Genomic DNA, 22,404 nt, shown 5'->3' on the forward strand with positions numbered 1-22,404 from the left:
GATGAAAGTCCTGAAATCGCTCGATATGGCGCTGCTCTACCGCGCCTTCCGTTTCGCGCGGCGCGACTCGCTTGCGCTGAGCCTGATGGCGTGTTTCCGCTTCGACGCGCCCGGCGGGATCGACGGTCTCGTGCCGGAAAACGAAGTCTGGGCGCTGGTCGAGCAGGCGCTCGGCAACGACGGAATGCTCGATCAGGGCTATCCGAAGCCGGCGGGCGAATATCTCGTCTACGGCGCGGCCTGCGCGCCGCTCGGCAGCGAGGTCGAGCAGATGCGCGTGAGCGTGCGTGTGGGCGAGCTCGCGAAAACGCTCGTCGTCAGCGGCGAGCGGCACTTCGGCGTCGGCGGATTGCCCTCGCGGCCAGCGCCGTATGCGCGCATTCCGATCGTCCCGGCGACGGCGTTCGGCGGGGCGGGCTGGACGGCGAATCCGTCCGGCAAGGGATGGGTATCGCCCGGGCAGGACGGCGGCGCGCGTCTGGCGCTGCCGAACGTCGAATACGAAACGCGGCGGATGCTCGGCCGCGCCGATTGTCCCGACCCGGCGGGCTTCTGGGCGTTCGATCCGATGTCGCCGCAGCGCCAGCAGTATCTCGGCGCGTGCGATGAACGCTGGCTCGCGACCGACTGGCCGCATCTGCCCGCCGACACGCGCGAGCAGTTCTTCATGAGCGCGCCGTCCGATCAATGGCGCGCGTCCGGCTATTTCGCCGGCGACGAGACGTTCGAGATTCAGGGCATGGATGCGCGTCGTCCGCTGTTGCGCGGCCAGTTGCCGGGCTTGCGCGCGCGCTGCTTCGTGTACGGCCGGGCGTCCGATGCGGCGTCCGATTCAGCGGTCGTGCGCGAACTCGACGCGCGGGCGGACACGGTCTGGCTGTTTCCCGAGCTCGGATGCGGGATGGTTCTGTATCGCGCGCTCGCCGCCGTCACCGATTCCGACGCGAGCGACGTCACGCACATGCTGGCCGCGTGGGAACCGATGGCATCGGCGCCGTTGCCGTTCGAGCATTATCGCGACGAGTTGCTGGCCAGCCTGACCAAAGCCGCCGACGCGACGCCCGCCGAACCGGCCGCGCCGATCGCCGCAAGCACGGCGGCGGCAACGGCGCCCGCCGCGCTGTCCGTCCCGGCGATGCCCGCGCCGATCACAGAGGAAGCGGCGCAAGAACTGGCTCAGGTCCAGACGATGACCGCGGACCTGAACCGTCAGACCGACGCCTTCATGAACAGGCACGGACTGACCGCGAAGGATCTCGAACCGTTCCTGAAGGTCGAGGAGCCGCCGGCTCCGGTGAGCCTCGCCGAAATCGAGCGCATGACCGCGGCGCAGAACGCGCGCACGCGTGCGTTCATGCAGACGCACGGCCTGAGCGACGCGGACCTCGCGCCGCTTCTGAAGGCCGCCGACCCGGGACCGGAGCCGAACCTCGCCGACTTGCCGTCGATGGCGGCGAGGATGCAGGACGCCACGCGCGAAATGCTGAAGCAGGCCGGCATGAGCGAGGGCGAGGTGAACGGCTGGCTGGCGTCGAATCCGGCAACCGCGGATCTCGCCGCGCTGCCGCAGCCCGGCACGCCGCTGCCTTCCGTCGATCCGTCCGCGCTCGCGGCGCTGGCGGCGCTGCCGGCAACACCCGCCATGCCGGACGCGCCCGACTTGTCCGCGCCGCCGTTGCCGCAGCCGCCGACGGCGCAACTGACGCGCGAGCAGGTGATCGCGCGGCACGCGGCGCGCGAGAGCCTCGCCGGCTACGATCTGTCCGGCCTCGATCTGTCCGCGCTCGATTTGTCCGGCGCGGATTTTTCGGCGGCGCTGCTCGAAAAGACCTCGTTCGCGAAGAGCGCGCTGCAACGCGCGAAGTTCAGCCAGGCGCTGCTCCGGGAGACGGATTTCAGCGGCGCGGATTTGCAGGATGCCGAACTGATGGACACGAGCGGCGGCGGCGCAAAGTTCACCGACGCCGATCTGCGCGCCGCGAACCTGACGGGCGGCGATTTCTCGATGGCCGATTTCAGCGCCGCGCGGCTCGGCGCGGCACGGCTCGGCCGCGCGCTCTTCAACAAGGCGAAGATGGCGGGCGCGGATGCATCGGCATGTCATGCGCAGGAAACCCACTTCGATGCCGGCGATCTGACCGGCGCGAACTTCCGTGGCGCGGCACTGGATCGTGCGACATTCCGCGAAAGCGTGCTGAACGGCGGCAACTTCGAAGGCGCGCGCTGCGAGCAGACGGTCTTCCACGGCGCACAGGCGCGGCAGGCAACGTTCGCCGGCGCGAACCTGGGCGCATCGCGCGCGCAGTCGGCGTGCTTCGACGGCGCGCAACTGGCGGGCGCGAACCTCGTCCGCGGGAACTGGCAGGGCGCGCAACTGCGCGGCGCGAATCTGGAGCGCGCGTTGCTGGACGATGCCGATTTCAGCAACGCGCAAGCCGCGACGGCGATCTTCCGGCGCGCGCTGGCGCCAGGCGCGAAGTTCGCGAAGGCCGATCTCAGCGGCGCCGATCTGACCGCGATCAACCTGTTCAAAGGTTCGCTGCGCAAGGCGAGGCTCGACGGCGCGCTGCTCCGGCACGCGAATCTGTACGGCGTCAATTTCGACGAGACGCAACCGACCCTCGCGATGGTCGAAGGCTCGAACATCGAGCGGACGATCCTCAAGTACCGGCCGCCGGCCGTCTGATGCGAAGCCCCGAACACTCGCCTCTTTGGCGCTTATTTCGAGGCATCGGACGCGCGGCGGCTCGCTACACTCTTGCCGATGTTTCCGATCGGCCGGAAGCACGAGAACAACCGAAGGGCGATGGCCGACGCCAGCCCGATAACCCAAGCAACGTATGTCCGATCTGACGGCGGCACTGTTCGCCCGCTATAACCGCGTCATGCGTATCGCGCTCGTCGGCGTGCTCGTCGTGGCGTGCGCGCTCGTCTATCTGCAATACCGGATGACGCTTCAAGCGCAGACTTCCGGCGTGAGCCAGCGGATGCAGGAGCAGGCGATCGCGCTCGACGCGCTCGTGCGCAGCAGCACCGACGCCGTCAACGCCATGCGCATTCAGGGCGAGACGTGGCTGCGGCTGCATCCGCAGGGCGCCCCCGATACGGCATTGCTCGACGCGCTCCGGCCCGGCAGGGAGCCGGACAGCATTCAGCTCGATGCGCTGCCCGCGCCGTGGACGCCCGCCGACGCGGGCAACTTGACAGGCCTCGTCGGGCCGCGCACGCGGGCGCTCGATCGCGAACTCAAGATGGCGCTGAGCCTGAACGGCCCGTTCAAGACGATCATGGCGAATCTGCCGGGCGCGACGTGGGTCTACTACACGTCGGCGCGGCGCTTCATCAATATTTATCCGTGGGTGGCGTCGAAGGATTACTTTTACGCCGACAGCCTCAGGAAGCAGGAGTTCTTTACGGAAGTGCAGCGCGCGCCGGGGCCCGAGCGTTCGGTGTTCTGGACGCCCGTTTATGTCGATGAAGCCGGCAAGGGTTTGATGGTGACCGCATCGGCGGGCGTGTTCGACGGCAGCGCGTTTCGCGGCTCGGTGTCGCTCGATCTGACGCTCGGCTGGCTCAACCAGTTCGTGCGTACGTGGCCGCCGGGACTCGGGCGGATGTTCATCGTGAACGACCGCGGACAGTTGCTCGCCGATCCCGAACTGGTGCACGCGGGCGCGCAGGAAGTGCGGATGGCCGCCGACGCCTTTCCGCCCGCGCTGCGCCGCGACGTCGAGCGCGTGCTGCGCGACGCCGACGGCCGTCTCACGATCTTCGACGACTATTACATCGAAGCGGTCGGCATCGGCCATGCGCCTTTCCGTCTCGTGCTGCTGCTGCCGCGCTGGAACCTGCAGCGCGTGGCGCTCGAAACCGGCGTGCCGAGCGTGCTCGTGCTGGTGCTGAGCCTCACGCTCATGCTGATGATCGCGAGCCGCATGACGTACAACGACGCGATTCTTCCCGCGCAGAAGCTCGTGCGCTACATCCAGGACGAAGACCGCGGCTCGGTCAAGTCGATTCCCGATATTCCGCAGGCGTGGCGGCCCTGGTTCCTGACGATCCAGAACGTCTTCAACGCGCATACGAAGCTCGTGTCGATCCAGCAGGAACTCGACGTCGCGCGGCGTATGCAGCAGTCGATCGTGCCGACGCGCTTTCCGTCGCGTCCCGACTTGCAGATGTTCGCGCGCATGGTTCCGGCGCGCGAAGTCGGCGGCGACTTCTACGATTACTTCTGGCTGTCCGATCAGAAGATCGGCGTGGTGATCGCGGACGTGTCGGGCAAAGGCGTGCCCGCCGCGCTTTTCATGGCGGTGGCGCGCACGCTGCTGCGCGCGATCGCGCCGAGCGCGGCGAGTCCGGGCGCGTGCCTCGCGCTCGCTAACGACCTGCTCGCGCAGGACAACGAGGCGACGATGTTCGTCACGCTGTTCTACGGCATTCTCGACACGGCGACCGGCGAACTCGAATACGCGAATGGCGGCCATAATCCGCCTTACGTGATCGCGCCCGACGGCTCGATATCGCAATTGCCGGGCACGGGCGGCATGGCGCTGGGCGTGATCGAAGGCACGCCGTTCGCGGAAGGACACATGCGTCTCGACGCCGGCACGACGCTTTTGCTGTACACCGATGGCGTGACCGAAGCGTTCAATCCCGCCGACGAGGAATACGGCGAACTGCGTCTCGCGCAGCATCTGGCCGACGCGAAGGGCGTGGAAGTCGAAGTGCTGCTGAAGCGCCTTTTCGACAGCGTGCATCGTTTCGCCGATGGCGCGCCGCAATCCGACGACATCACTTGCCTCGCGATTCATTACGGGGCTTCCGGACCGACGACATCATGAGCGCAACCGGCACGCTCGACACGCAACTGGACGCACGGACGCCGGATATCGGCGACCTGGTGGATCGCTTGGAGGCGCTCTTCGACGCGCACGGCCTGCCGCCGCCGCTCTTCCAGAGCTTCGCGATGGCTTTCGACGAAGTGATCTCGAACATCGCCGCGTACGGCTCCGCGCACGATCCGATTCGCGTGCGCGTGACGATCGCGGCCGACGCGGTGCGCGCCGAGGTCAGCGACGACGGCGTCGCCTTCGATCCGCTCCAGTTGCCGGACCCTGACGTGACAAGCGATGTCGATGATCGCGCGATCGGCGGTCTGGGCGTCTTCCTGGTCAGAAAGGTCATGGATGCGGTGACCTACGAGCGCCGCGACGATCGCAATTGCCTGCACTTCAGCAAGCGCATCGCCGCGCAGCCGGCTGCGTGATGCGCGTTATGAATTACCGAGGAACCCGATGAATATCAATGAAACCCGCGAAGGCGACGTGCTGGTGGTCGCCGTGGAAGGACGCATCGACAGCACGACGTCGAAACAGCTCGAGGACGTGTTGCCGGAGCGCGTGCAGGCGAGCCGCCGCGTGCTGCTCGACATGAGCGACGTGCAGTATGTGAGCTCCGCCGGCTTGCGCGTCTTGCTGAAGGCGGCGAAGGCGGCCCGCGGCACGGGACACGATCTGGTGCTGGCCGGCTTGCTGCCACAGGTGCACGAGGTGTTTCAGGTGATCGGCTTCGATTCGCTGTTTCGCATAGTGCACGATCGCGCGGCGGCGATGGCAGCGCTTACCGCCTGATCGCTCTTCCTTTTCTCGTGCAAACAAAAAAGACCGCCTCATGTGAGGCGGCCTGCACGTCGGGTCATTCGATCAAGCCTTCGGCGCGAGCCAGGAATCCTCGGCTTCGATGCCATCCGGATCGAACGTCCACGTGATCTTCTCGTATGTGAACGAGATGTCTTCCATGTGGCCCATCTGCTTGTTCTCCGGCGACAGGCAGTTCGGCGTCCACGACTTCATGTTCGTCAGAATCGCGTTGGAGAGCTTCACGGTGTAGTACTTCTCCTCCGTGCCCTTGGGCGAAATGCGGTAGAACTCGAGCGTCACGTCCTTCATCTGCTCGCCCGACGTCAGCGCCTGGAACAGCTTCGGCGACGACTTGTCGATTTCCTTGGTGAGCGTCATCGGCAGATGCACGCGCTTGCCGGTGGGCAGGCCCGTTTGCGGGCTCTTCGGGATTTCGATGGTGTGATCGACGGCTTGCACGAGGATCTTTCCTTCGTGACCTTGAACCTTGGTCGAGCCTTCGATCTTGCCTTGGTTCTGGCCTTCGAGGGCGAGGTAGCAGGGCATCGGCATGATTCTTCTCCAGTGGTTGTTTGTCGGTTGTGCGCAGTTCGTTCTGTGCATGGGATGAATTCTGCGCGTCAGCCGTTACGGTGAAGTTTCAGAAAAGCCGGCTCAGGTTACGGATGAAACATGCGCTCGAAACCGCAAACAAAAAGGCCGCCTCGATGACGAGGCGGCCTTGCTTACCGCGATGGATCGATCCGGCTCAAGCCTTCGGCGCGAGCCACGAATCCTCGGCTTCGATGCCGTCGGGTTCGTACGTCCAGGTGATCTTCTCGTACGTGAACGACAGATTCTCCATGTGACCCATCTGCTTGTTTTCGAGCGACAGGCAGTTCGGCGTCCACGACTGCATGTTCGTGAGGATCGCGTTCGACAGCTTCACGGTGTAGTACTTCTCTTCCGTGCCCTTGGGCGAAATGCGATAGAACTCGAGCGTCACGTCCTTCATCTGCTCGCCCGACGCCAGCGCCTGAAACAGCTTCGGCGACGACTTGTCGATTTCCTTGGTCAGCGTCATCGCGCCATGCACGCGCTTGCCGGTGGGCAGGCCCGTCTGCGGGCTCTTCGGGATTTCGATGGTGTGATCGACGGCTTGCACGAGGATCTTTCCTTCGTGACCGCGAACCTTGTTCGAGCCTTCGATCTTGCCTTGGTTCTGGCCTTCGAGCGTGAGGTAGCAGGGCATCGGCATGATTTGTTCTCCAGTTGTTCGTTGGTTGTGCGCAGTTCGTTCTGTGCATGGGATGAATTCTGGGTGCGCGCCGTTACCGCCGCGTTTCAGAAAAACGCGCCCAGGTTACGAATGAAACACGCGGGATTCACGCCACTTCGTCGAAGCGTTCGAGCGCGGAGGCCCGCGTATCGGTGACGTTGAGAATGTTGAGAAATCCGCTGATCTCGAAGACTTCGCGGATCTGGTCGTGCATACCGCAGAGCACGAGCCGTCCGGCGGATTGCTTGAGACGCTTCGCCGCGATCAGCACGACGCGCAGTCCCGCGCTGGAGATATAGCCGAGCGCGCTCAGATCGAAAAGCAACTGGTTCAGGCCCTGATCGAGCTGGCGCTGGATTTCCGCTTCGACCTGCGCCGCGTTCGTGCTGTTCAGCGCGCCCTCGAGGCTCACGATGAGCACGTCGCCCTGCACTTCATACTGGTTTGCCACAATGGTTTCTCACGTAAGGGCGATATGGCGGCCTGCCTGTGTCGAGGCATGTCGCGTCGTTCGATGACGCTCCGATTGTTGACGGCAGAAATAAAAAATCCTTGAGCATCGAAACGCCTTCAAGAATTTGCGAACGCGGTCGTTAATGCCCTCAGCGACAGGAAAGTCAGCGTATCACGCGGGTTTTATGCCTAAGGCACGAATAGAACCCCGAACCCGGTTCTCTTTGCGGCAATGACCGGCGATACGGCATGAGATCGTTCCGTGTCGCCAGCAGCACGCGATGACGCCGATGCGCCAGCTTTCGCGAACGATCGTGCGACTCAAGCGACATTCACGCGCCACCGCGCTGCGACGCTAACAAAGCGGCCTGATTTTTCATCAACACTTTTGGTATTGGGTTAGGGGGTAGGCATGGCATCTGACGGTTCAGTGGCTCCGAAGGAGCGGGTCAATATTGTGTATCGTCCGGCCACCGGAGATGCCAAGGCGGAAGTCGAGTTGCCGCTCAAATTGCTGGTACTCGGCGACTTCACCTTGCGCGACGACGAAACGCCGATCGAGGAAATGAAGCCGGTCAACGTCGACAAGGACAACTTCAACGAAGTGCTCAAGGGCCAGAAGCTCTCGCTCGATCTCGCGGTGCCGAACCGCCTCGAAGCGAACGCCGACCCGGAAGCGAAGATCGCGATGAACCTGAAGTTCGAGTCCGTCGACGATTTCTCGCCCGACGCGATCGTCGAGAAGGTGCCCGAACTGCGTCAGATGATCGCCCTGCGCGATGCACTGAAGGCACTGAAGGGACCGCTCGGCAACATTCCCGATTTCCGCAAGCGGGTTCAGGAACTGATCGAAGACGAAGGCGTGCGCGCGCGTCTGATGAGCGAACTCGGCATCGAGGAAAAGTGACATGAGCGACATGGAAAAAGAACAGGCAGCCACCGCCGCGCCGGAAGCGGACGCGAGCATTTCGCTGCTCGACCAGCTGATCGAGTCGGCGCGCATCAAGCCGGGCGACGAAGCGTATTCGATCACGCGCCAGGGCATTCAGGCCTTCATCGGCCAGTTGCTGGAGCCGCAGAACGCGGTCGAGCGCATCACGCAGGCAACGGTCGACAGCATGATCGCTGACCTCGACCAGAAGCTGTGCGCGCAGGTCGACGCGATCCTGCATCACGCCGACTTTCAGAAGATGGAATCGGCGTGGCGCTCGCTCAAGTTCCTCGTGGACCGCACCAACTTCCGCGAGAACGTCAAGATTCAACTGCTGAGCGTGAGCAAGGGCAAGCTTCTCGAAGACTTCGAGGATGCCGCCGACATCACCAACTCGGGTCTCTACAAGAATCTCTACACGGCCGAATACGGCCAGTTCGGCGGCCAGCCGTTCGGCGCAATCGTCGCGAACTACGAGTTCGGCCCGGGCACGCAGGACGTCAAGCTGCTGCAGAACGTGGCGAGCGTCTCGGCGATGAGCCATGCGCCGTTCATTGCCGCGGCCGGTCCGCATTTCTTCGGCGTCGACAGCTATGACCAGTTGCCGAACCTGAAGGACTTGTCGTCGATCTTCGAAGGTCCGCAGTTCGTCAAGTGGAACGCGTTCCGCGAGTCGGAAGACGCGCGTTACGTCGGCCTCACGCTGCCGCACTTCCTGCTGCGCGTGCCGTATGGCGCCGATACCGTGCCCGCCAAGAAGTTCAACTACAAGGAAGACGTCTCGGGCGGCAACAGCCAGTTCCTGTGGGGCAACGCGGCGTTCGCGTTCGCTTCGCGCCTGACGTCGAGCTTCGCCGATTACCGCTGGTGCGCCAACGTGATCGGACCGCAAGGCGGCGGCACGGTCGGCGATCTGCCGGTGTACACGTACGAATCTATGGGCGAGCTGCAGAACAAGATTCCGACCGAAGTGCTCATCTCCGAGCGTCGCGAGTTCGAACTTGCCGAGCAGGGTTTCATTGCGCTGACGATGCGCAAGAACAGCGACAACGCCGCGTTCTTCTCGGCGAACTCGGCGCAAAAGCCGAAGTTCTTCGGCAACACGAAGGAAGGCAAGGACGCCGAGCTGAACTACAAGCTGAGCACGCAACTGCCGTACATGTTCGTCGTGAGCCGCCTCGCGCATTACATCAAGGTGATCCAGCGCGAGAACATCGGCACATGGAAAGAGCGCGTCGATCTCGAAAGCGAACTCAATACGTGGATTCGCCAGTACGTCGCGGACATGGACAACCCCGCCGAAGGCGTGCGCAGCCGTCGTCCGCTGCGTCAGGCGGAGATCGTCGTGGCCGATGTCGAAGGCGATCCGGGCTGGTATCGCGTGGACCTGAAGGTGCGTCCGCACTTCAAGTACATGGGCGCGTCGTTCACGCTGTCGCTCGTCGGCAAGCTGGACAAAAAATAAGCATTGAAGCGTCGTGGCGCAGGGCGTGTTTCATCTGTAACGCAGCGCGGAGGAACTGAAACCAGGCGGTAACGGGCCTTCTGCAACATGTGAAACATGCGCAGCGCAAACAAGAGCTGAGCAAAAAACCGGAGGCGGCGCTTCATCAGAGATCGCGCCGCTCCGACATCCAAACAGAGTGCTACCCATTAGGGGAAATATCATGCCGATGCCGTGCTACCTCACCCTCGAAGGCCAGAACCAAGGCAAGATCGAAGGCTCGACCAAGGTTCAAGGTCACGAAGGAAAGATCCTCGTGCAAGCCGTCGATCACACCATCGAAATCCCGAAGAGCCCGCAAACGGGCCTGCCCACCGGCAAGCGCGTGCATCTGCCGATGACGCTCACCAAGGAAATCGACAAGTCGTCGCCGAAGCTGTTCCAGGCGCTGACGTCGGGCGAGCAGATGAAGGACGTGACGCTCGAGTTCTACCGCATTTCGCCCAAGGGCACGGAGGAGAAGTACTACACCGTGAAGCTCTCCAACGCGATTCTGACGAACATGAAGTCGTGGACGCCGAACTGCCTGTCGCCGGAGAACAAGCAGATGGGCCACATGGAAGACATCTCGTTCACGTACGAGAAGATCACGTGGACGTTCGATCCGGATGGCATCGAAGCCGAAGATTCCTGGCTCGCGCCGAAGTCCTGAACGTAGCAGGCAGGAGGCGAGGTGAGAGAACGTCGGCTGCTGGAGCGCATCGCCACCTGGAATGCGGGCGAGCAGCGCTCCAACGAAACCCAGGTCGACGTTCTGCTCGACTCGGTGATGAGCCACCTGAGCCGCCTGCTCAACACGCGGCAGGGCAGCGTGCAGATCGATCCGCTTTTCGGCGTGCCCGATTTCACCAACCTTGCCGGCACCACCGCGATGGGTTCCACGCGCGAGATCGAAGAAGAAATCCGCAGGATGGTGGTGCGCTACGAACCGCGTATTAAGTCACCGCGCGTCACGCTCAATCGTCAGGAAACCGATGTGCTGTCCATCCGCTTCTCGCTCGAAGGTTCGCTCGAAGTGGACGACCGCGAAATTCCGCTGCGCATCTCGACGACCGTGGGCGCGAACGGCCGCGTGAGCGTCGGCTGATCGCATCGTCAAAACCTTTTTCTTCCGGGTGCCGCCGAGTCGGTGAAGCATGTTCAATCGATACTATCAGGATGAGCTGAACAAGCTGAAGGGCCTGGCCGGTGAGTTCGCGCTCGCGAACCCCGCCACCGCGCCGATGCTGTCCGGCACGTCGGCCGATCCGGATGTCGAGCGTCTGCTCGAAGGCGTCGCGTTTCTCAACGGCCTCACGCGCCAGAAACTCGACGACCAGTTCCCCGAGTTCGTTCAGGAACTCACGAATCTGCTGTTCCCGCATTATCTGCGGCCGGTGCCGGCTTCGACGCTGATCGGCTTCACCGCGAAGGGTCCGCGTACGGGCGCATCGCGGGTCGCGGCGGGCACCGAGCTCGCCTCCGTACCGGTCGATGGCACCGCGTGCCGCTTTCGCACGAGCTGCGATCTCGACGTCGAGCCGCTGCGCATCGCCGGGGTCAATCTGCTGAGTCACGCGGGCACGGCGCCGGTGCTGATGATCGACTTCGAAATGGAAGGCGGCCTGAGCATCGCGCAATGGAACGGCGATTCGATCCGCCTGTTCCTGAGCGGCGGCTATGTCGATGCATCGAAACTGCTTCTGCTGCTGATGAATCACGTGACCGACGTGCGCATCTCCGGCGGCAGCGGCGAGCGCCTGTCGCTCGGCGCGAAAAGCCTGCGCACGAGCGGCTTCGACGCGGGTCTCATCGGCTATCCGAGTCATGCTTCGAGCGGTTATCGCACGATCCAGGAATTCTTCACGCAACCGGAAAAGTTTCTCTTCATCGATATCGCCGGGCTCGAGCGCTGGACCGCGAATGCGAGCGGCTCGAGCTTCAGCATCGTCATGACGCTCGACGGCCTGCATGGCTGGATGCCCGAACTCGACACCGGCAGCTTGATGCTCAACGTGGTCCCGGCGGTCAACGTGTTCTCGCATGTCGCCGATCCGATCACGCACGATCATCGCGCGACCGAATATCGCGTGAATCCCGAAGGACGCGATCGCCGGCACTTTCAGGTGTATTCCGTCGACCAGGTGCTCGGCTATCAGCAGGGCCGCGCGCAGGAGCGCGTGTATCAGCCGTTCAGCATGTTCCGCCACGACGGACGCGGCGCGCAACTGAGCTATCGCACGACGTTGAAGAGCGCGAACGTCGAACGCGGCAGCGACGTGTATCTGTCGCTCAACTATCCGCCTTCCGAAACGCCGCTGCCGGAAACGCTGTCGATCCGCGTCACGTGCACGAATCGCGCATTGCCCGAAGGTCTCAAGCCGGGCGACATCAACGTGCCGACGAGCACGTCGCCCGATCAGATGAGCTTTACCAACATCCGCGCGATCACGCCCGCGCAGGACCCGCCCGCGGGCGAGGAACTGCTGTGGTGCCTGCTATCGCACGTGTCGCTGAATCTGCTGTCGCTCGCGAGCGCGGAAAACCTGCGCAAGATGCTCGGCCTGTACGTGTTCAACGGACGGCAAGGGCAGGAGCAGTCGAATCGCCGCCGCATCGAAGGCATCGTCGATGTGACGGCCACGCGCGAGTCGCGTCTCGTCGGGCGCGGCGGGATGCAGCGCGGCCAGTTGATCCGCATTCGTTGCCGTGAGGACCATTACGCCGGTATCGGCGACCTGTATCTGTTCGGCTGCATGATCGAACGCTTCCTCGGCGATTACGCCGGCATCAATGCCTATACGCGCGTCGAACTCGAAGACACGCTTTCCGGAACCGTATTCAAATGGCCGCCGAGACTCGGACAACAGCCGATGCTGTGAAGGCGCTGCTTCTCACCAACGGTGAGAAGTATTCCTACTTCCAGGCGATCCGGCTGCTGCGCCTGTACGACCGCCATACGGGGCTGAATCAGGAAAACCTGCGCGTTCGCCCGCGGCTCGGGCTCGGCTTTCCAGAGAACGACATCGACCGTATCGAGTCGATGCCGTCGGGCGGCTATCGCATCACGGCGAACTTCTTCGGCCTGTACGGCGTCGCCTCGCCGCTGCCGACCTATTACACCGAAGATCTCTTCGAGGAAGAGCGCGAAGGCCATCACGTCACGCGCGACTTTCTCGACGTCGTGCATTACGCGATGTATCCGCTGCTCTTCGACGCGTGGGCCAAGTACCGCGTCGAGCAGCGCATCGTCGAGGATCGGCACGAGGCGTCGCTCAATCAGCTGTATGCGTTCGTCGGCCTGCACGATCCGGACCTGCGCGCCGATCTCTTGCCCGGCAGCGCCGAACTGCTGCGCTACGCGGGCCTGCTCAATCAGCGGCCGCGCTCGGCGCTCGGCCTGAAAACCCTGCTCGCCGACGCCTTCGCGCCCGCCGATGTCAAGGTGATCTGCGGCGTGATGCGCGCGGTGCCGATTCCCGCCGATCAGCGCTGGCAACTGGGACGGCAGCAAAGCCGCCTCGGCGAAGACGCGTGGCTCGGCGCTGAAATCGACGATCACGAAGGCGCGATTCGCATCGAATTCGCGGACGTGCCGCAAAAACTGTTTCATCAGATGCTGCCGGGCGGAAGCGCGCACGCGCGTCTGCGCTTTTTCACGCGCTTCTACTTGACTGATCCGCTCGACGTCGATGTCGAACTGGAACTGCGCCACGAAGACGCCGGCACCGCGCGCCTGGGACGCGGCGCGTGGTCGCGGCTCGGTTTCGACACCTGGCTCAATCCCGGCGAGGCGAAGTCGCCGACCCGGGTTCACTACTCTCTCTAACCATTTGCTGGCCGTTGCTGCAAGACTAAGAGGAACACAAACATGCTGCTGGTCGAACTGAAGCCCCTGGTGGGCCGCCTCAACGGCTTTTGCAAACAGGCGCTCGAAGACGGCGTCGGGCTGTGCGTATCGCGCGGTCATTACGAGATCACGGTCGAGCATCTGCTCGTCAAGCTCTTCGAAAACCATCAGGCCGATATCGCGCTGCTGCTGCGCCAGCACGACGTCGATGCGGCGCTGGTGCAGCGCGCGATCAACCTGTCGCTCGAACAGATGAAGACGGGCAACGCGGGCCGTCCCGCGTTCTCGCCGCTGCTGCTGGAAATGCTGCAGGACGCGTGGCTGATCGCATCGGTGGATATGCAGGAGCCGCGCATCCGCTCCGGCGCGGCGTTGCTCGCGTTTCTCGCGCGCCCGACCTATTACGCGACCGGCGACTACGCCGCGCCGCTGCGCGCGCTCAACCGCGAAACGCTGATCCGCTCGTTCGATAGCGTCTGCGGCGGCTCCGTCGAAGCGGGCACGCGCGAAGCGATCGGCGAGAGCGCGGGCGATGCATCGGCGGCGGCAAGCGGCGACGGCAGCGCCATCGCGCGCTTCTGCGAAAACTTCACGGAGAAGGCGCGCGCGGGCAAGCTCGATCCGGTGTTCGGCCGCGATGCCGAAATCCGCCAGATGGTCGATATCCTCGCGCGCCGCCGCAAGAACAATCCGATCTGCGTCGGCGATCCGGGCGTCGGCAAGACGGCGGTCGTCGAAGGACTGGCGCTGCGCGTGGTCGAAGGCGATGTGCCCGATTCGCTGAAGGACGTGACCATCCTCGGTCTCGACATGGGCCTGCTGCAAGCGGGCGCGAGCGTGAAGGGCGAGTTCGAGAACCGCCTGAAGGGCGTGATTACGGAAGTGAAGGCATCGGCGAAACCGATCATTCTGTTCATCGACGAAGCGCACACGCTGATCGGCGCGGGCGGTCAGGCGGGCACCTCCGACGCCGCCAACCTGCTGAAACCGGCGCTCGCGCGCGGCGAGCTGCGCACCATCGCGGCGACGACGTGGGCCGAATACAAGAAGTATTTCGAAAAGGACGCGGCGCTCGCGCGGCGCTTCCAGCTCGTCAAGCTCGACGAGCCGGATCTCGATACCGCCGTGCTCATCTTGCGCGGCCTGAAGGCGAAGTACGAGGACGTGCACAAGGTCGTGCTGCGCGACGACGCGATCGTCGCGGCGGCCGAGTTGTCCAGCCGCTATATCACGGGCCGTCAGTTGCCGGACAAGGCCGTCGATCTGCTCGACACCGCCTGCGCGCGCGTGAAGGTCCTGCAAAGCGCGAAGCCCGACGTGCTCGAAAACACCGAGCGCCGCATTCAGGCGTTGCAGCGCGAAAAGAACGGTCTCGAACGCGATGCCGACAACCAGCAGCCCGTCGATCTCGCGCGTCTCGCCGAAATCGACGCGGAACTGCCGAAACTCGGCGCGCAAGCGGACGACCTGCGCGCCGTCTGGGAACGTCAGCGCGAAGCGGCGCGCGCGCTGCTCGACGCGCGTGCGTCGCGGCATCGCGCGAAGGCCGAAGGCGCATCGGCTGATGTGCTGCAAACGCTCTCCGATGCCATCGCGGCCGCCGCCGAGACGTTCAAAACGGCGCAGGGCAGCCAGCCGCTCGTGCATATCGACGTCGATCCGGACGTGGTCGCGCGCGTGATTTCGGACTGGACCGGCATTCCCGTAGGCAAGATGCTGCGCGATCAGGCGCAGAGCGTAATGCGCATGGCCGACACGCTGAAGGCGCGCATCCGCGGTCAGGATCACGCGATGGATCAGATCGCCGAAGTGCTGAAGACCGCCAAATCCGGCCTGAAGGATCCCGAGCAGCCGATGGGCGTGTTCCTGCTCGCGGGGCCGTCGGGCGTCGGCAAGACGGAGACGGCGCTGTCGGTGGCGGACATCCTGTTCGGCGACGAAAAGTCGACCACCGTCATCAACATGAGCGAGTTCCAGGAGAAGCACAACGTGAGCCGCCTGATCGGTTCGCCGCCGGGATACGTCGGCTATGGCGAAGGCGGCGTGCTGACCGAAGCGGTGCGCCAGCGCCCGTATTCGGTCGTGCTGCTCGATGAAGTCGAAAAGGCGCATCTCGACGTGATGAACCTGTTTTATCAGGTGTTCGACAAGGGCATGTTGTCGGACGGCGAGGGCAAGGAGATCGACTTCTCGAACACGGTGATCTTCCTCACGTCGAATCTGGCGACGGATGTCATCACCGAAATGACCGCCGGCGACGACAAGCCCGACGCCGCCACGCTGCTTTCCGCCGTGCGGCCGATTCTGTCGAACCACTTCAAGCCCGCGCTGCTCGCGCGCATGACGGTGATTCCGTACTTCGCGCTCGCCACCGATGCGCTCGCGGGCATCGTGCGTCTCAAGCTCGACAAGATCGTGCGGCGCGTCGCGCATAACAACAAGATGCGTTTCACGTACAGCGATGCCGTCGTCGCGCAGATCGCCGCGCGCTGCACGGAAGTGGAGACGGGCGCGCGCAACATCGACTTCATTCTGCGTGGCACGGTGCTGCCGCTGATGTCGCAGGAAATTCTCACGCGCATGGGCGAAGGCGCGGCGTTGCCGGAAGTGGCGCTGGATGTGAACGACGAAGGCGATTTCGTCGTGAGTTTTCCGGGCTGAAGTTACATCGGTAACGCGCGGGCGTCCGGCTGAAACACGATGGAAGCCGGGCGCCCGCAAACTGGCTTCGAGAATGCACGAACGACAAGAGGAAACGGCTTGAGCAAGGAACAGTTGGCGGCGGCGCTGGCGGGCGACAGGATGATCGACGATGCCGATCTTTGCGGCATCGATCTGTCCGGGCAGGATTTGTCGGCGTGCCGCTTTCGCAACGTGAAGCTCGCGGGCGCGAACTTCGCCGGCGCGACGCTCGCCGATGCGGATTTCGAAGCGTGCGATCTGTCGGGCGCGAATCTGTCGGGCGTGAGCGCGGCGGGCGTGTCGTTCGCGCGGGCGAATCTGAGCGGCGCGACGGCGCAGGCCGCGAACTTCGAGATGGCTTATTTCGCGGCCTGCGATTTCACGCGGACCGCGTTCGTTCAGGCCGGCTTCGTTCGCGCCGATATGCACGAATGCAGCTTCACGCAGACCGATTTTTCGCGCGCGAACCTCACGCGCCTCACGGCGATCAACATGGACTTCACGAGCGCCGTCTTCGCCGGGACGACGCTCTGCAACGTGTTCTTCGCGGGCTGCCTGCTGACGAAGCAGGATTTGCGAACGTGCGACCTGACGATGGCGATCCTCAACGACGCCGATCTCGCGGGCGTCGATCTGCGCGGCGCGGCGCTCGATCGCACGAGCCTCATGAACGCGCGGCTCGAAGGCGCGTCGCTCGCCGATGTGCGCGGCACGTACACCGCGTTGATCGGCGCGCGGCTCGCCCAAGCCGATCTGGCGGGCGCGAGCTTCGTCATGTCGGATGCGAGCGGCGCGGATTTCAGCGCGGCGCGCGCCGATGCGAGCCAGTGGACGCAATCGATGCTGCATTCGAGCCGCTGGCCGCGCGCATCGCTGATCGGGGCGCGGCTGATCGAATGCGATCTGTCGCACGCGGATTTATCGGACGCGAATTTGTCGCGCGCCGATTTGAGCAACACGAACGTCCACGCGATCGGGCAGACGAACGCCCGCTGGGACGGCGCGAATCTGAAGACCGCGCGCAAGACCGACGAAGCGCTCGCGCGCGCCGAGCAGTGGCGCGCCGCCTGAGCGTCTTACTTAACGAGCCAATCGAGTCAGGAAATGAAGAGCAGTCTGCAAACTCACGCACGCGCCGGACACGAGCAGGCCGCCGGTTTCACGTACGCGACCGTCACGGGCCGCGCGGATAAATGGTTCTTCGTCAGCGCCGCCGATGCATCCGTGGATCGCGCGCTGCGCGCCGATAGCTGCCTCATCGAGCCGGATTGCGGCGACACGGTGCTCGTCAGCCGTGGCGGCGCGGTCGGCGTGAATGCGGCGGCGTACATCGTCGCGTTGCTGGCGCGCGCATCGGCGCACAGCGCGCAACTGCTGCTGCCGGGCGGCGTCGCGCTGCATATGGCGCACGGCGATGTGCGGATAGAAGCGGCGCGCATCGACCTGAAGGCGACGGACGCCGTGTCGATGCAAGCGCCCGCGATCGGCATGGAAGCCTTGCACGGCGAGATGCGCCTGCATCGTCTGGATGCGTCGATCGGCGAGGTTCATGCGCGCCTGGGCATCGTCAGCAGCGTGGCGAAGCAGGTGACATCGACGGTCGGACGGCTCGTGCAGAAGGCGCGCGACAGCTTCCGCTGGATCGAAAAGGTCGATGAAACGCGCGCGGGGCGCGTGCGTATCAAGGCGCAAGAGCGCCTGCACGTGACCGCCCGCGATGCCAGCGTGCTCGCGCAAGGGCACGTGAAGATCGACGGCGAAAAGATCGATCTCGGTTGACACACACGCGACAAGGAGCCAGCGATGTTCGCCGTGACCAAGGAAAACGGGCAATGCATGGGTATGCCCGACACGTGCCTCACACCCGCGCCGCCCGCGCCGCCGGTGCCGGTGCCGTACCCCAACATCGCCATGCCGATGATGGGCAATCCGGCCACGCTGAAAGTGATGGTGCGCGGGATGCCCGCGCTCACGAAGGCGTCGAAGATTCCGATGTCGAACGGCGATCAGGCGGGCGCGAACGGCGGCGTCGCCTCGGGTTCGATGATGGGCGAAACCGAGTTCGTGATGAGCAGCCAGGTCGTCAAGTTCGAAGGCAATTTCGCGGTGCGCCTCGGCGACACGACCAGACAGAACGGCGGCAATACCGTCGGCAGCGTGCTGGCGCCGAGCCAGCCCGTCGTGATGATCATGAGTTGAGCGCGCGGTTTCGCGCGACGAACAGGGGAAAATGATGGAGATGCTGTCCAGCCAGGTGCTCGCCAACCGGCGCTTCGATTTCAGCACGACCGCCAGCAAGGGCACGGGCAGCGCCTATGCGTTTCAGGTCGTCGAGATGGAAGGCTTCGAGGCGCTCTCGCAGCCGTTTCGCTTCACGCTGACGCTCGTATCGGACGATGCTTCGGTCGATTTCGACGCGATGCTCGCGCATCCGGCCACCTTCACCATCCACGGCCCCGACGGCGACACGTCGACGCCGTATCACGGCATCCTCGCCGAGTTCGAGCAGATGCATCACGCGGACGATTACGTGTTCTATCGCGCCGTGCTGGTGCCGCGCGTCTGGAACCTGTCGCTGTCGCGCATTTCCGAGGTGTATCTCGACGAGCAGACGATCGCCGATACGCTCAAGACCGTGCTGAAGAACGGCGGCCTCACGACCAACGATTTCGAATTCAGGCTGACCGGCACGTATCGCACGCGCAGCTTCGTCTGCCAGTTCGAGGAAACGTATCTGGAGTTTCTGTCGCGCTGGATGGAGCACGAAGGCATGTACTTCTGCTTCGATCACGCGAGCGGTCAGGACAAGCTCGTCGTCGTCGACGATACGCTGATGCTCGACAAGAGCGCATCGGCCTTGCTGCCGCTGGTGTATCGGCCGGACGATCGCATGAACATCGGCCTCGCGCGCGACGCGGTGCGCAACTTCATGTTGCGCGCGAAGCCGCTGCCGAAGGAAGTGCTGTTGCAGGACTTCAATCATCGCAAGGCGGCGGTGGCGCTGAAGGCGACGGCGACCGTGTCGGAACAGGGCCGCGGCCAGGTGATGATCTACGGCGAAAATTTCCGTGACGAAACCGAAGGCGCGCGTTACGCGACCTTGCGCGCGCAGGAAATCTTCTGCGCCGGGCGCGTGTATTCGGGCGAAGGCACGGCGGTCGGGCTGCGCGCGGGCGCGTTCATGAAGCTCGCCGGGCATTATCGCGACGATTTCAACGCCGAATATCTGCTGACGGAGATTCATCATCGCGGCTCGCAGGCCGGCGCGCTGCTGACGGGCGCGCGCGGCGCCGAAGGCGATGCCGGCGCGGGCGGCGAAACCACATACAGCAACAGCTTTCGCGCGATCGCCTCGAACGTGCAGTTCCGCGCCGAGCGCGTGACGCTAAAGCCGCGCATTCCCGGCACGATGACGGCGACCATCGACGCCGAAAGCGACGATCCCACCTACGCCGACCTCGACGAATTCGGCCAGTACAAGGTGCAACTGCCGTTCGATCTCACCGACAAGAATCCGAACAAGGGCTCGGCGCGCGTGCGCATGGCCTCGCCCTACGCGGGCAGCGGCTACGGCATGGATTTCCCGTTGCTGAAGGGCGCGGAAGTGCTGCTGTCCTTCACGGATGGCGATCCGGACCAGCCCGTCATCACCAACGCGGTGCCGAACTCGGCGAACAAGAGCGTCGTCACGAGCGAAAACGCGGCGGAGAACCTGATCCGCACGGCGGGCGACAACGTCGTCAGCATCGACGATACGCGCGGCAAGCAATCGATCACGCTCGAATCGCCGTATCAGGAAAGCCGGATGACGGTCGGCTACTCGGCGGCGTCGAGCGGCTTTTTCGTGGCGACGAAGGGCAGTTCGCAGTCGATGACCGCGGGCGTCGACAATTCGCTGACCGTCGGCGCGAAAAACGATATTTCGCTGTCCGTCAACAGTTCGCTGGCGGCGGGCGTTACGAGCGACTACACGATCGGCATAGCGACCAGCTTTGCGGCGAGCGCGGAAGTGAGCTGGAAGCTCGGCCGGAGCATCGAACTCGACGATTGCGCCGAATCGGTGAGCCTCAAGAAGACCGTCACCGAGAAGGCGAGCGACAAGGTCAAGTTTCAGGGCGGTCTGGCCCCGATCTATACGACGCTGATCGACAAGACGAAGACGCGCGTGAAAGCGGCGGTTCTCGCGACCCTGGCCGCGAACAGCGCGATCGCGGCATCGGTCGCCACCAAATTGCTGAAGACCAACGGCGACGGCGAAACCGAGTACGGCAGCGACGAGAACCGCGACGCGGCACTGGTCGATTCGCTCGGCTCGGCGGCGGTGGACGTGCTGGTGCAGGCATTGATGCAGCACTATGCAAGCGGTGTCGCGGAGACGCTCGAAAAAGCGACGAACACGCACGCGAGCACGATGGAGATGGACCGCAACGGCATCGTCATGAAGGTGAGCAAGCCGGGCGCGGCGAGCCCGGCGCCGGTGGTGAACGCCTTGGGCTTCGCGGTGGAAGTCGATGCCGTCGCCGCCGATACCTCGGTCTCGCAGATCAAGCATACGTGGGCGACCTCCGCCACCGGCGAACTGGCGATGACGGAAACATCGAGCGTGCTGTCGTTCGAGAAGACCGGTGGCGGCAAAGGCACCGTGACGCTGTCGACGGCGGGCGCGAAGATCGAATCGCCGCAGGCGGTGCAAGCGGTATCGGGCAACGCGAGCGTGAAGGTCGAGCCGACGCAGCTCACGCTCGCGACGGACCCGGCCAAGAAGGTGTCCGTCGCGATTTCGGAAGATTCGGTCAAGACGACGGCGGGCGAAGCGACGCTGCTCGTCTCCAACGACAAGATCCGCATCGCATTGCCCGGCGGCACGAGCGGCCTGGGTTTCAAGTCGGACCAGGCGGTCTTCGCCTTCCAGAACCAGTCGGGCCTGAAGTGCACGCCGGCGGGGGTAAAGCTGTACGCCGGCGGCAAGCCGGTGCAACTGGGCTGAAGGACTGACGCGATGAAGGTCTTCAAACCCGCCGAGCTGGCGCTCATGTATCGCGCGTATCGCTTGAACCGGCGCAATCTGCTGGCCGTCGCGATGATGGGCTATTTCGATTTCGCCCGCAGCGATCTCGCGAACCTCTTGCCCGAGGCCGACATGTGGCAGGCCGTGCCCGATGCGCTCGGCGCCGATGTCCTGCTCGACGAAGGCAACGCCAAGCCGCGCGCCGAGTTCAAGGTGTACGGCGCGGCGCACGCGCCGCAAGGCCGCGAGGTGAGCGAGCAGCGCATCGCGGTGCGTATCGGCGGGCTGGCGAAATCGCTCATCGTGAGCGGCGAGCGGCAATTCGGCGCGCTCGGGATGCCGGGCGCGCCGAAGCCGTATGCGCGTATGCCGGTCGTGCCGGAAACCGCGTTCGGCGGGCCGGATTGCGCGGACAACCCGCGCGGCAAAGGCAGCGCGGCCGTCGCCGGGCCCGATGGCCGTGGAATCTGGCCGCTGCCGAACGTCGAGAGCGAGGGGCAGAGGCTTATTGAACGCGGCCAGCGCGTCGCGCCGGCGGGCTTCTGGGGACTCGCGATCGACGCGCCGCAGCGTCAGCGCTATCTCGGCAAGTGCGACCAGCGCTGGCTCGCGACCGACTGGCCGCATCTGCCCGCCGATACGCGTCTCGAATACTTCATGAGCGCGCCGCAGGATCAATGGCTCGACGGCTTTCTAAAAGGTGACGAAGCGTTCGAAATCCAGGGTATGCACGCCCGCCAGCCGATGTTGAAGGGCAACCTGCCGCGCCTGCGCGCGCGCTGCTTCGTGCACGCCGGCAAGCCGGGGCAGGGCACGCTGCGCGAAGTGGCGGCGCACGCGGAAACCGTGTGGCTCTTTCCGGAACTCGAACGCGGGATCGTGCTGTATCGCGCGCTCGCGGATGTCGCCGATCCCGACGCGCTCGACGTATCGCATCTGATGGCCGAGTGGGAATCGATGGACGCCGCGCCGCTGTCCTTCGAGCACTATCGCGCGCGCATTCAGGCGCTGGTCGAGGACGGCGGCGAACTGGCGGCGATGCAAGCCGATGCACAGTCCACGTCCGCCGCGCCCGCCGCGCCGGTGTCGTCCGCGCC

The 22,404-nt window shown here is 64.3% G+C and carries 19 protein-coding genes; 16 read left to right on the top strand and 3 right to left on the bottom strand.

The window, feature by feature from the left end; all coding sequences use genetic code 11:
• Nucleotide 1 precedes the first annotated feature (1 nt).
• From NCS58_RS32020 to NCS58_RS32035, 4 genes are all read left to right on the top strand, one after another.
• Nucleotides 2-2,686, top strand: coding sequence for a DUF2169 domain-containing protein (locus NCS58_RS32020; RefSeq protein ID WP_250478470.1), 2,685 nt, complete (start codon nt 2-4; stop codon nt 2,684-2,686).
• A 154-nt stretch (nt 2,687-2,840) separates the two neighbouring features.
• Complete coding sequence (locus tag NCS58_RS32025; protein ID WP_250478471.1) at nt 2,841-4,844, top strand: SpoIIE family protein phosphatase; 2,004 nt, start codon at nt 2,841-2,843, stop codon at nt 4,842-4,844.
• The gene (locus NCS58_RS32030; protein ID WP_250478472.1) at nt 4,841-5,269 is read left to right on the top strand and encodes an ATP-binding protein; all 429 of its coding nucleotides are present in this window, start codon (nt 4,841-4,843) and stop codon (nt 5,267-5,269) included. Before NCS58_RS32025 ends, NCS58_RS32030 begins: the two co-directional genes overlap by 4 nt.
• Before the next feature lie 28 nt (nt 5,270-5,297).
• Nucleotides 5,298-5,633 (top strand): STAS domain-containing protein, encoded by a 336-nt coding sequence (locus NCS58_RS32035; RefSeq protein ID WP_250478473.1) that lies wholly within the window; start codon nt 5,298-5,300, stop codon nt 5,631-5,633.
• Between the two features lie 72 nt (nt 5,634-5,705).
• Here NCS58_RS32035 and NCS58_RS32040 read toward each other — a convergent pair whose 3' ends face one another.
• The 3 genes from NCS58_RS32040 to NCS58_RS32050 form a co-directional block, all read right to left on the bottom strand.
• Complete coding sequence (locus NCS58_RS32040; RefSeq protein WP_250478474.1) at nt 5,706-6,194, bottom strand: Hcp family type VI secretion system effector; 489 nt, start codon at nt 6,192-6,194, stop codon at nt 5,706-5,708.
• Between the two features lie 196 nt (nt 6,195-6,390).
• A complete protein-coding gene (locus NCS58_RS32045) occupies nt 6,391-6,879 on the bottom strand; it encodes an Hcp family type VI secretion system effector (protein WP_250478475.1) in 489 nt (162 codons plus the stop codon).
• A 127-nt stretch (nt 6,880-7,006) separates the two neighbouring features.
• Nucleotides 7,007-7,351, bottom strand: a complete 345-nt coding sequence (locus NCS58_RS32050; RefSeq protein ID WP_250478476.1) for an STAS domain-containing protein — start codon at nt 7,349-7,351, stop codon at nt 7,007-7,009.
• Nucleotides 7,352-7,765: 414 nt separating this feature from the next.
• Here NCS58_RS32050 and tssB point away from each other — a divergent pair, with 414 nt between their 5' ends.
• The 12 genes from tssB to NCS58_RS32110 form a co-directional block, all read left to right on the top strand.
• Nucleotides 7,766-8,260, top strand: coding sequence for a type VI secretion system contractile sheath small subunit (gene tssB / locus NCS58_RS32055; protein ID WP_250478477.1), 495 nt, complete (start codon nt 7,766-7,768; stop codon nt 8,258-8,260).
• 1 nt (nt 8,261) lies between these two features.
• Nucleotides 8,262-9,749, top strand: coding sequence for a type VI secretion system contractile sheath large subunit (tssC, locus tag NCS58_RS32060; RefSeq protein WP_250478478.1), 1,488 nt, complete (start codon nt 8,262-8,264; stop codon nt 9,747-9,749).
• A gap of 202 nt (nt 9,750-9,951) precedes the next feature.
• Nucleotides 9,952-10,440, top strand: coding sequence for an Hcp family type VI secretion system effector (locus NCS58_RS32065; protein ID WP_250478479.1), 489 nt, complete (start codon nt 9,952-9,954; stop codon nt 10,438-10,440).
• A 21-nt stretch (nt 10,441-10,461) separates the two neighbouring features.
• The gene (gene tssE, locus NCS58_RS32070; RefSeq protein ID WP_250478480.1) at nt 10,462-10,875 is read left to right on the top strand and encodes a type VI secretion system baseplate subunit TssE; all 414 of its coding nucleotides are present in this window, start codon (nt 10,462-10,464) and stop codon (nt 10,873-10,875) included.
• A 49-nt stretch (nt 10,876-10,924) separates the two neighbouring features.
• Nucleotides 10,925-12,649, top strand: a complete 1,725-nt coding sequence (tssF, locus tag NCS58_RS32075; RefSeq protein ID WP_250478481.1) for a type VI secretion system baseplate subunit TssF — start codon at nt 10,925-10,927, stop codon at nt 12,647-12,649.
• Nucleotides 12,613-13,596 (top strand): type VI secretion system baseplate subunit TssG, encoded by a 984-nt coding sequence (gene tssG, locus NCS58_RS32080; protein ID WP_250478482.1) that lies wholly within the window; start codon nt 12,613-12,615, stop codon nt 13,594-13,596. Before tssF ends, tssG begins: the two co-directional genes overlap by 37 nt.
• A gap of 42 nt (nt 13,597-13,638) precedes the next feature.
• Nucleotides 13,639-16,278: a type VI secretion system ATPase TssH gene (tssH, locus tag NCS58_RS32085; RefSeq protein ID WP_250478483.1), complete on the top strand. Its 2,640-nt coding sequence runs from the start codon at nt 13,639-13,641 to the stop codon at nt 16,276-16,278.
• Nucleotides 16,279-16,377: 99 nt separating this feature from the next.
• On the top strand, nt 16,378-17,370 hold the full coding sequence (locus tag NCS58_RS32090; protein ID WP_250478484.1) for a pentapeptide repeat-containing protein: 993 nt from the start codon (nt 16,378-16,380) through the stop codon (nt 17,368-17,370).
• Nucleotides 17,371-17,403: 33 nt separating this feature from the next.
• The gene (locus tag NCS58_RS32095; protein ID WP_250478485.1) at nt 17,404-18,078 is read left to right on the top strand and encodes a DUF3540 domain-containing protein; all 675 of its coding nucleotides are present in this window, start codon (nt 17,404-17,406) and stop codon (nt 18,076-18,078) included.
• A gap of 24 nt (nt 18,079-18,102) precedes the next feature.
• A complete protein-coding gene (locus NCS58_RS32100; RefSeq protein ID WP_250478486.1) occupies nt 18,103-18,498 on the top strand; it encodes a DUF4150 domain-containing protein in 396 nt (131 codons plus the stop codon).
• A gap of 31 nt (nt 18,499-18,529) precedes the next feature.
• A complete protein-coding gene (locus NCS58_RS32105) occupies nt 18,530-21,286 on the top strand; it encodes a type VI secretion system Vgr family protein (RefSeq protein WP_250478487.1) in 2,757 nt (918 codons plus the stop codon).
• A 12-nt stretch (nt 21,287-21,298) separates the two neighbouring features.
• The coding region (locus NCS58_RS32110; protein ID WP_250538998.1) for a DUF2169 domain-containing protein at nt 21,299-22,404 on the top strand (1,106 nt) is incomplete at its 3' end.

The sequence above is a fragment of the Caballeronia sp. INML3B genome (genome assembly GCF_023631305.1).
In the GTDB taxonomy this organism is placed as follows: domain Bacteria; phylum Pseudomonadota; class Gammaproteobacteria; order Burkholderiales; family Burkholderiaceae; genus Caballeronia; species Caballeronia turbans.

Excerpts from the sequence above, each read along its gene's own strand:
- NCS58_RS32030 (WP_250478472.1), top strand. The coding sequence starts at position 4,841 with ATGAGCGCAACCGGCACGCTCGACACGCAACTGGACGCACGGACGCCG.
- NCS58_RS32045 (WP_250478475.1), bottom strand. The coding sequence starts at position 6,879 with ATGCCGATGCCCTGCTACCTCACGCTCGAAGGCCAGAACCAAGGCAAG.
- tssC (WP_250478478.1), top strand. The coding sequence starts at position 8,262 with ATGAGCGACATGGAAAAAGAACAGGCAGCCACCGCCGCGCCGGAAGCG.
- NCS58_RS32100 (WP_250478486.1), top strand. The coding sequence starts at position 18,103 with ATGTTCGCCGTGACCAAGGAAAACGGGCAATGCATGGGTATGCCCGAC.
- NCS58_RS32065 (WP_250478479.1), top strand. The coding sequence starts at position 9,952 with ATGCCGATGCCGTGCTACCTCACCCTCGAAGGCCAGAACCAAGGCAAG.
- tssF (WP_250478481.1), top strand. The coding sequence starts at position 10,925 with ATGTTCAATCGATACTATCAGGATGAGCTGAACAAGCTGAAGGGCCTG.
- tssH (WP_250478483.1), top strand. The coding sequence starts at position 13,639 with ATGCTGCTGGTCGAACTGAAGCCCCTGGTGGGCCGCCTCAACGGCTTT.
- NCS58_RS32025 (WP_250478471.1), top strand. The coding sequence starts at position 2,841 with ATGTCCGATCTGACGGCGGCACTGTTCGCCCGCTATAACCGCGTCATG.
- NCS58_RS32035 (WP_250478473.1), top strand. The coding sequence starts at position 5,298 with ATGAATATCAATGAAACCCGCGAAGGCGACGTGCTGGTGGTCGCCGTG.
- NCS58_RS32105 (WP_250478487.1), top strand. The coding sequence starts at position 18,530 with ATGATGGAGATGCTGTCCAGCCAGGTGCTCGCCAACCGGCGCTTCGAT.
- tssG (WP_250478482.1), top strand. The coding sequence starts at position 12,613 with ATGGCCGCCGAGACTCGGACAACAGCCGATGCTGTGAAGGCGCTGCTT.
- NCS58_RS32040 (WP_250478474.1), bottom strand. The coding sequence starts at position 6,194 with ATGCCGATGCCCTGCTACCTCGCCCTCGAAGGCCAGAACCAAGGCAAG.
- tssB (WP_250478477.1), top strand. The coding sequence starts at position 7,766 with ATGGCATCTGACGGTTCAGTGGCTCCGAAGGAGCGGGTCAATATTGTG.
- NCS58_RS32020 (WP_250478470.1), top strand. The coding sequence starts at position 2 with ATGAAAGTCCTGAAATCGCTCGATATGGCGCTGCTCTACCGCGCCTTC.
- NCS58_RS32095 (WP_250478485.1), top strand. The coding sequence starts at position 17,404 with ATGAAGAGCAGTCTGCAAACTCACGCACGCGCCGGACACGAGCAGGCC.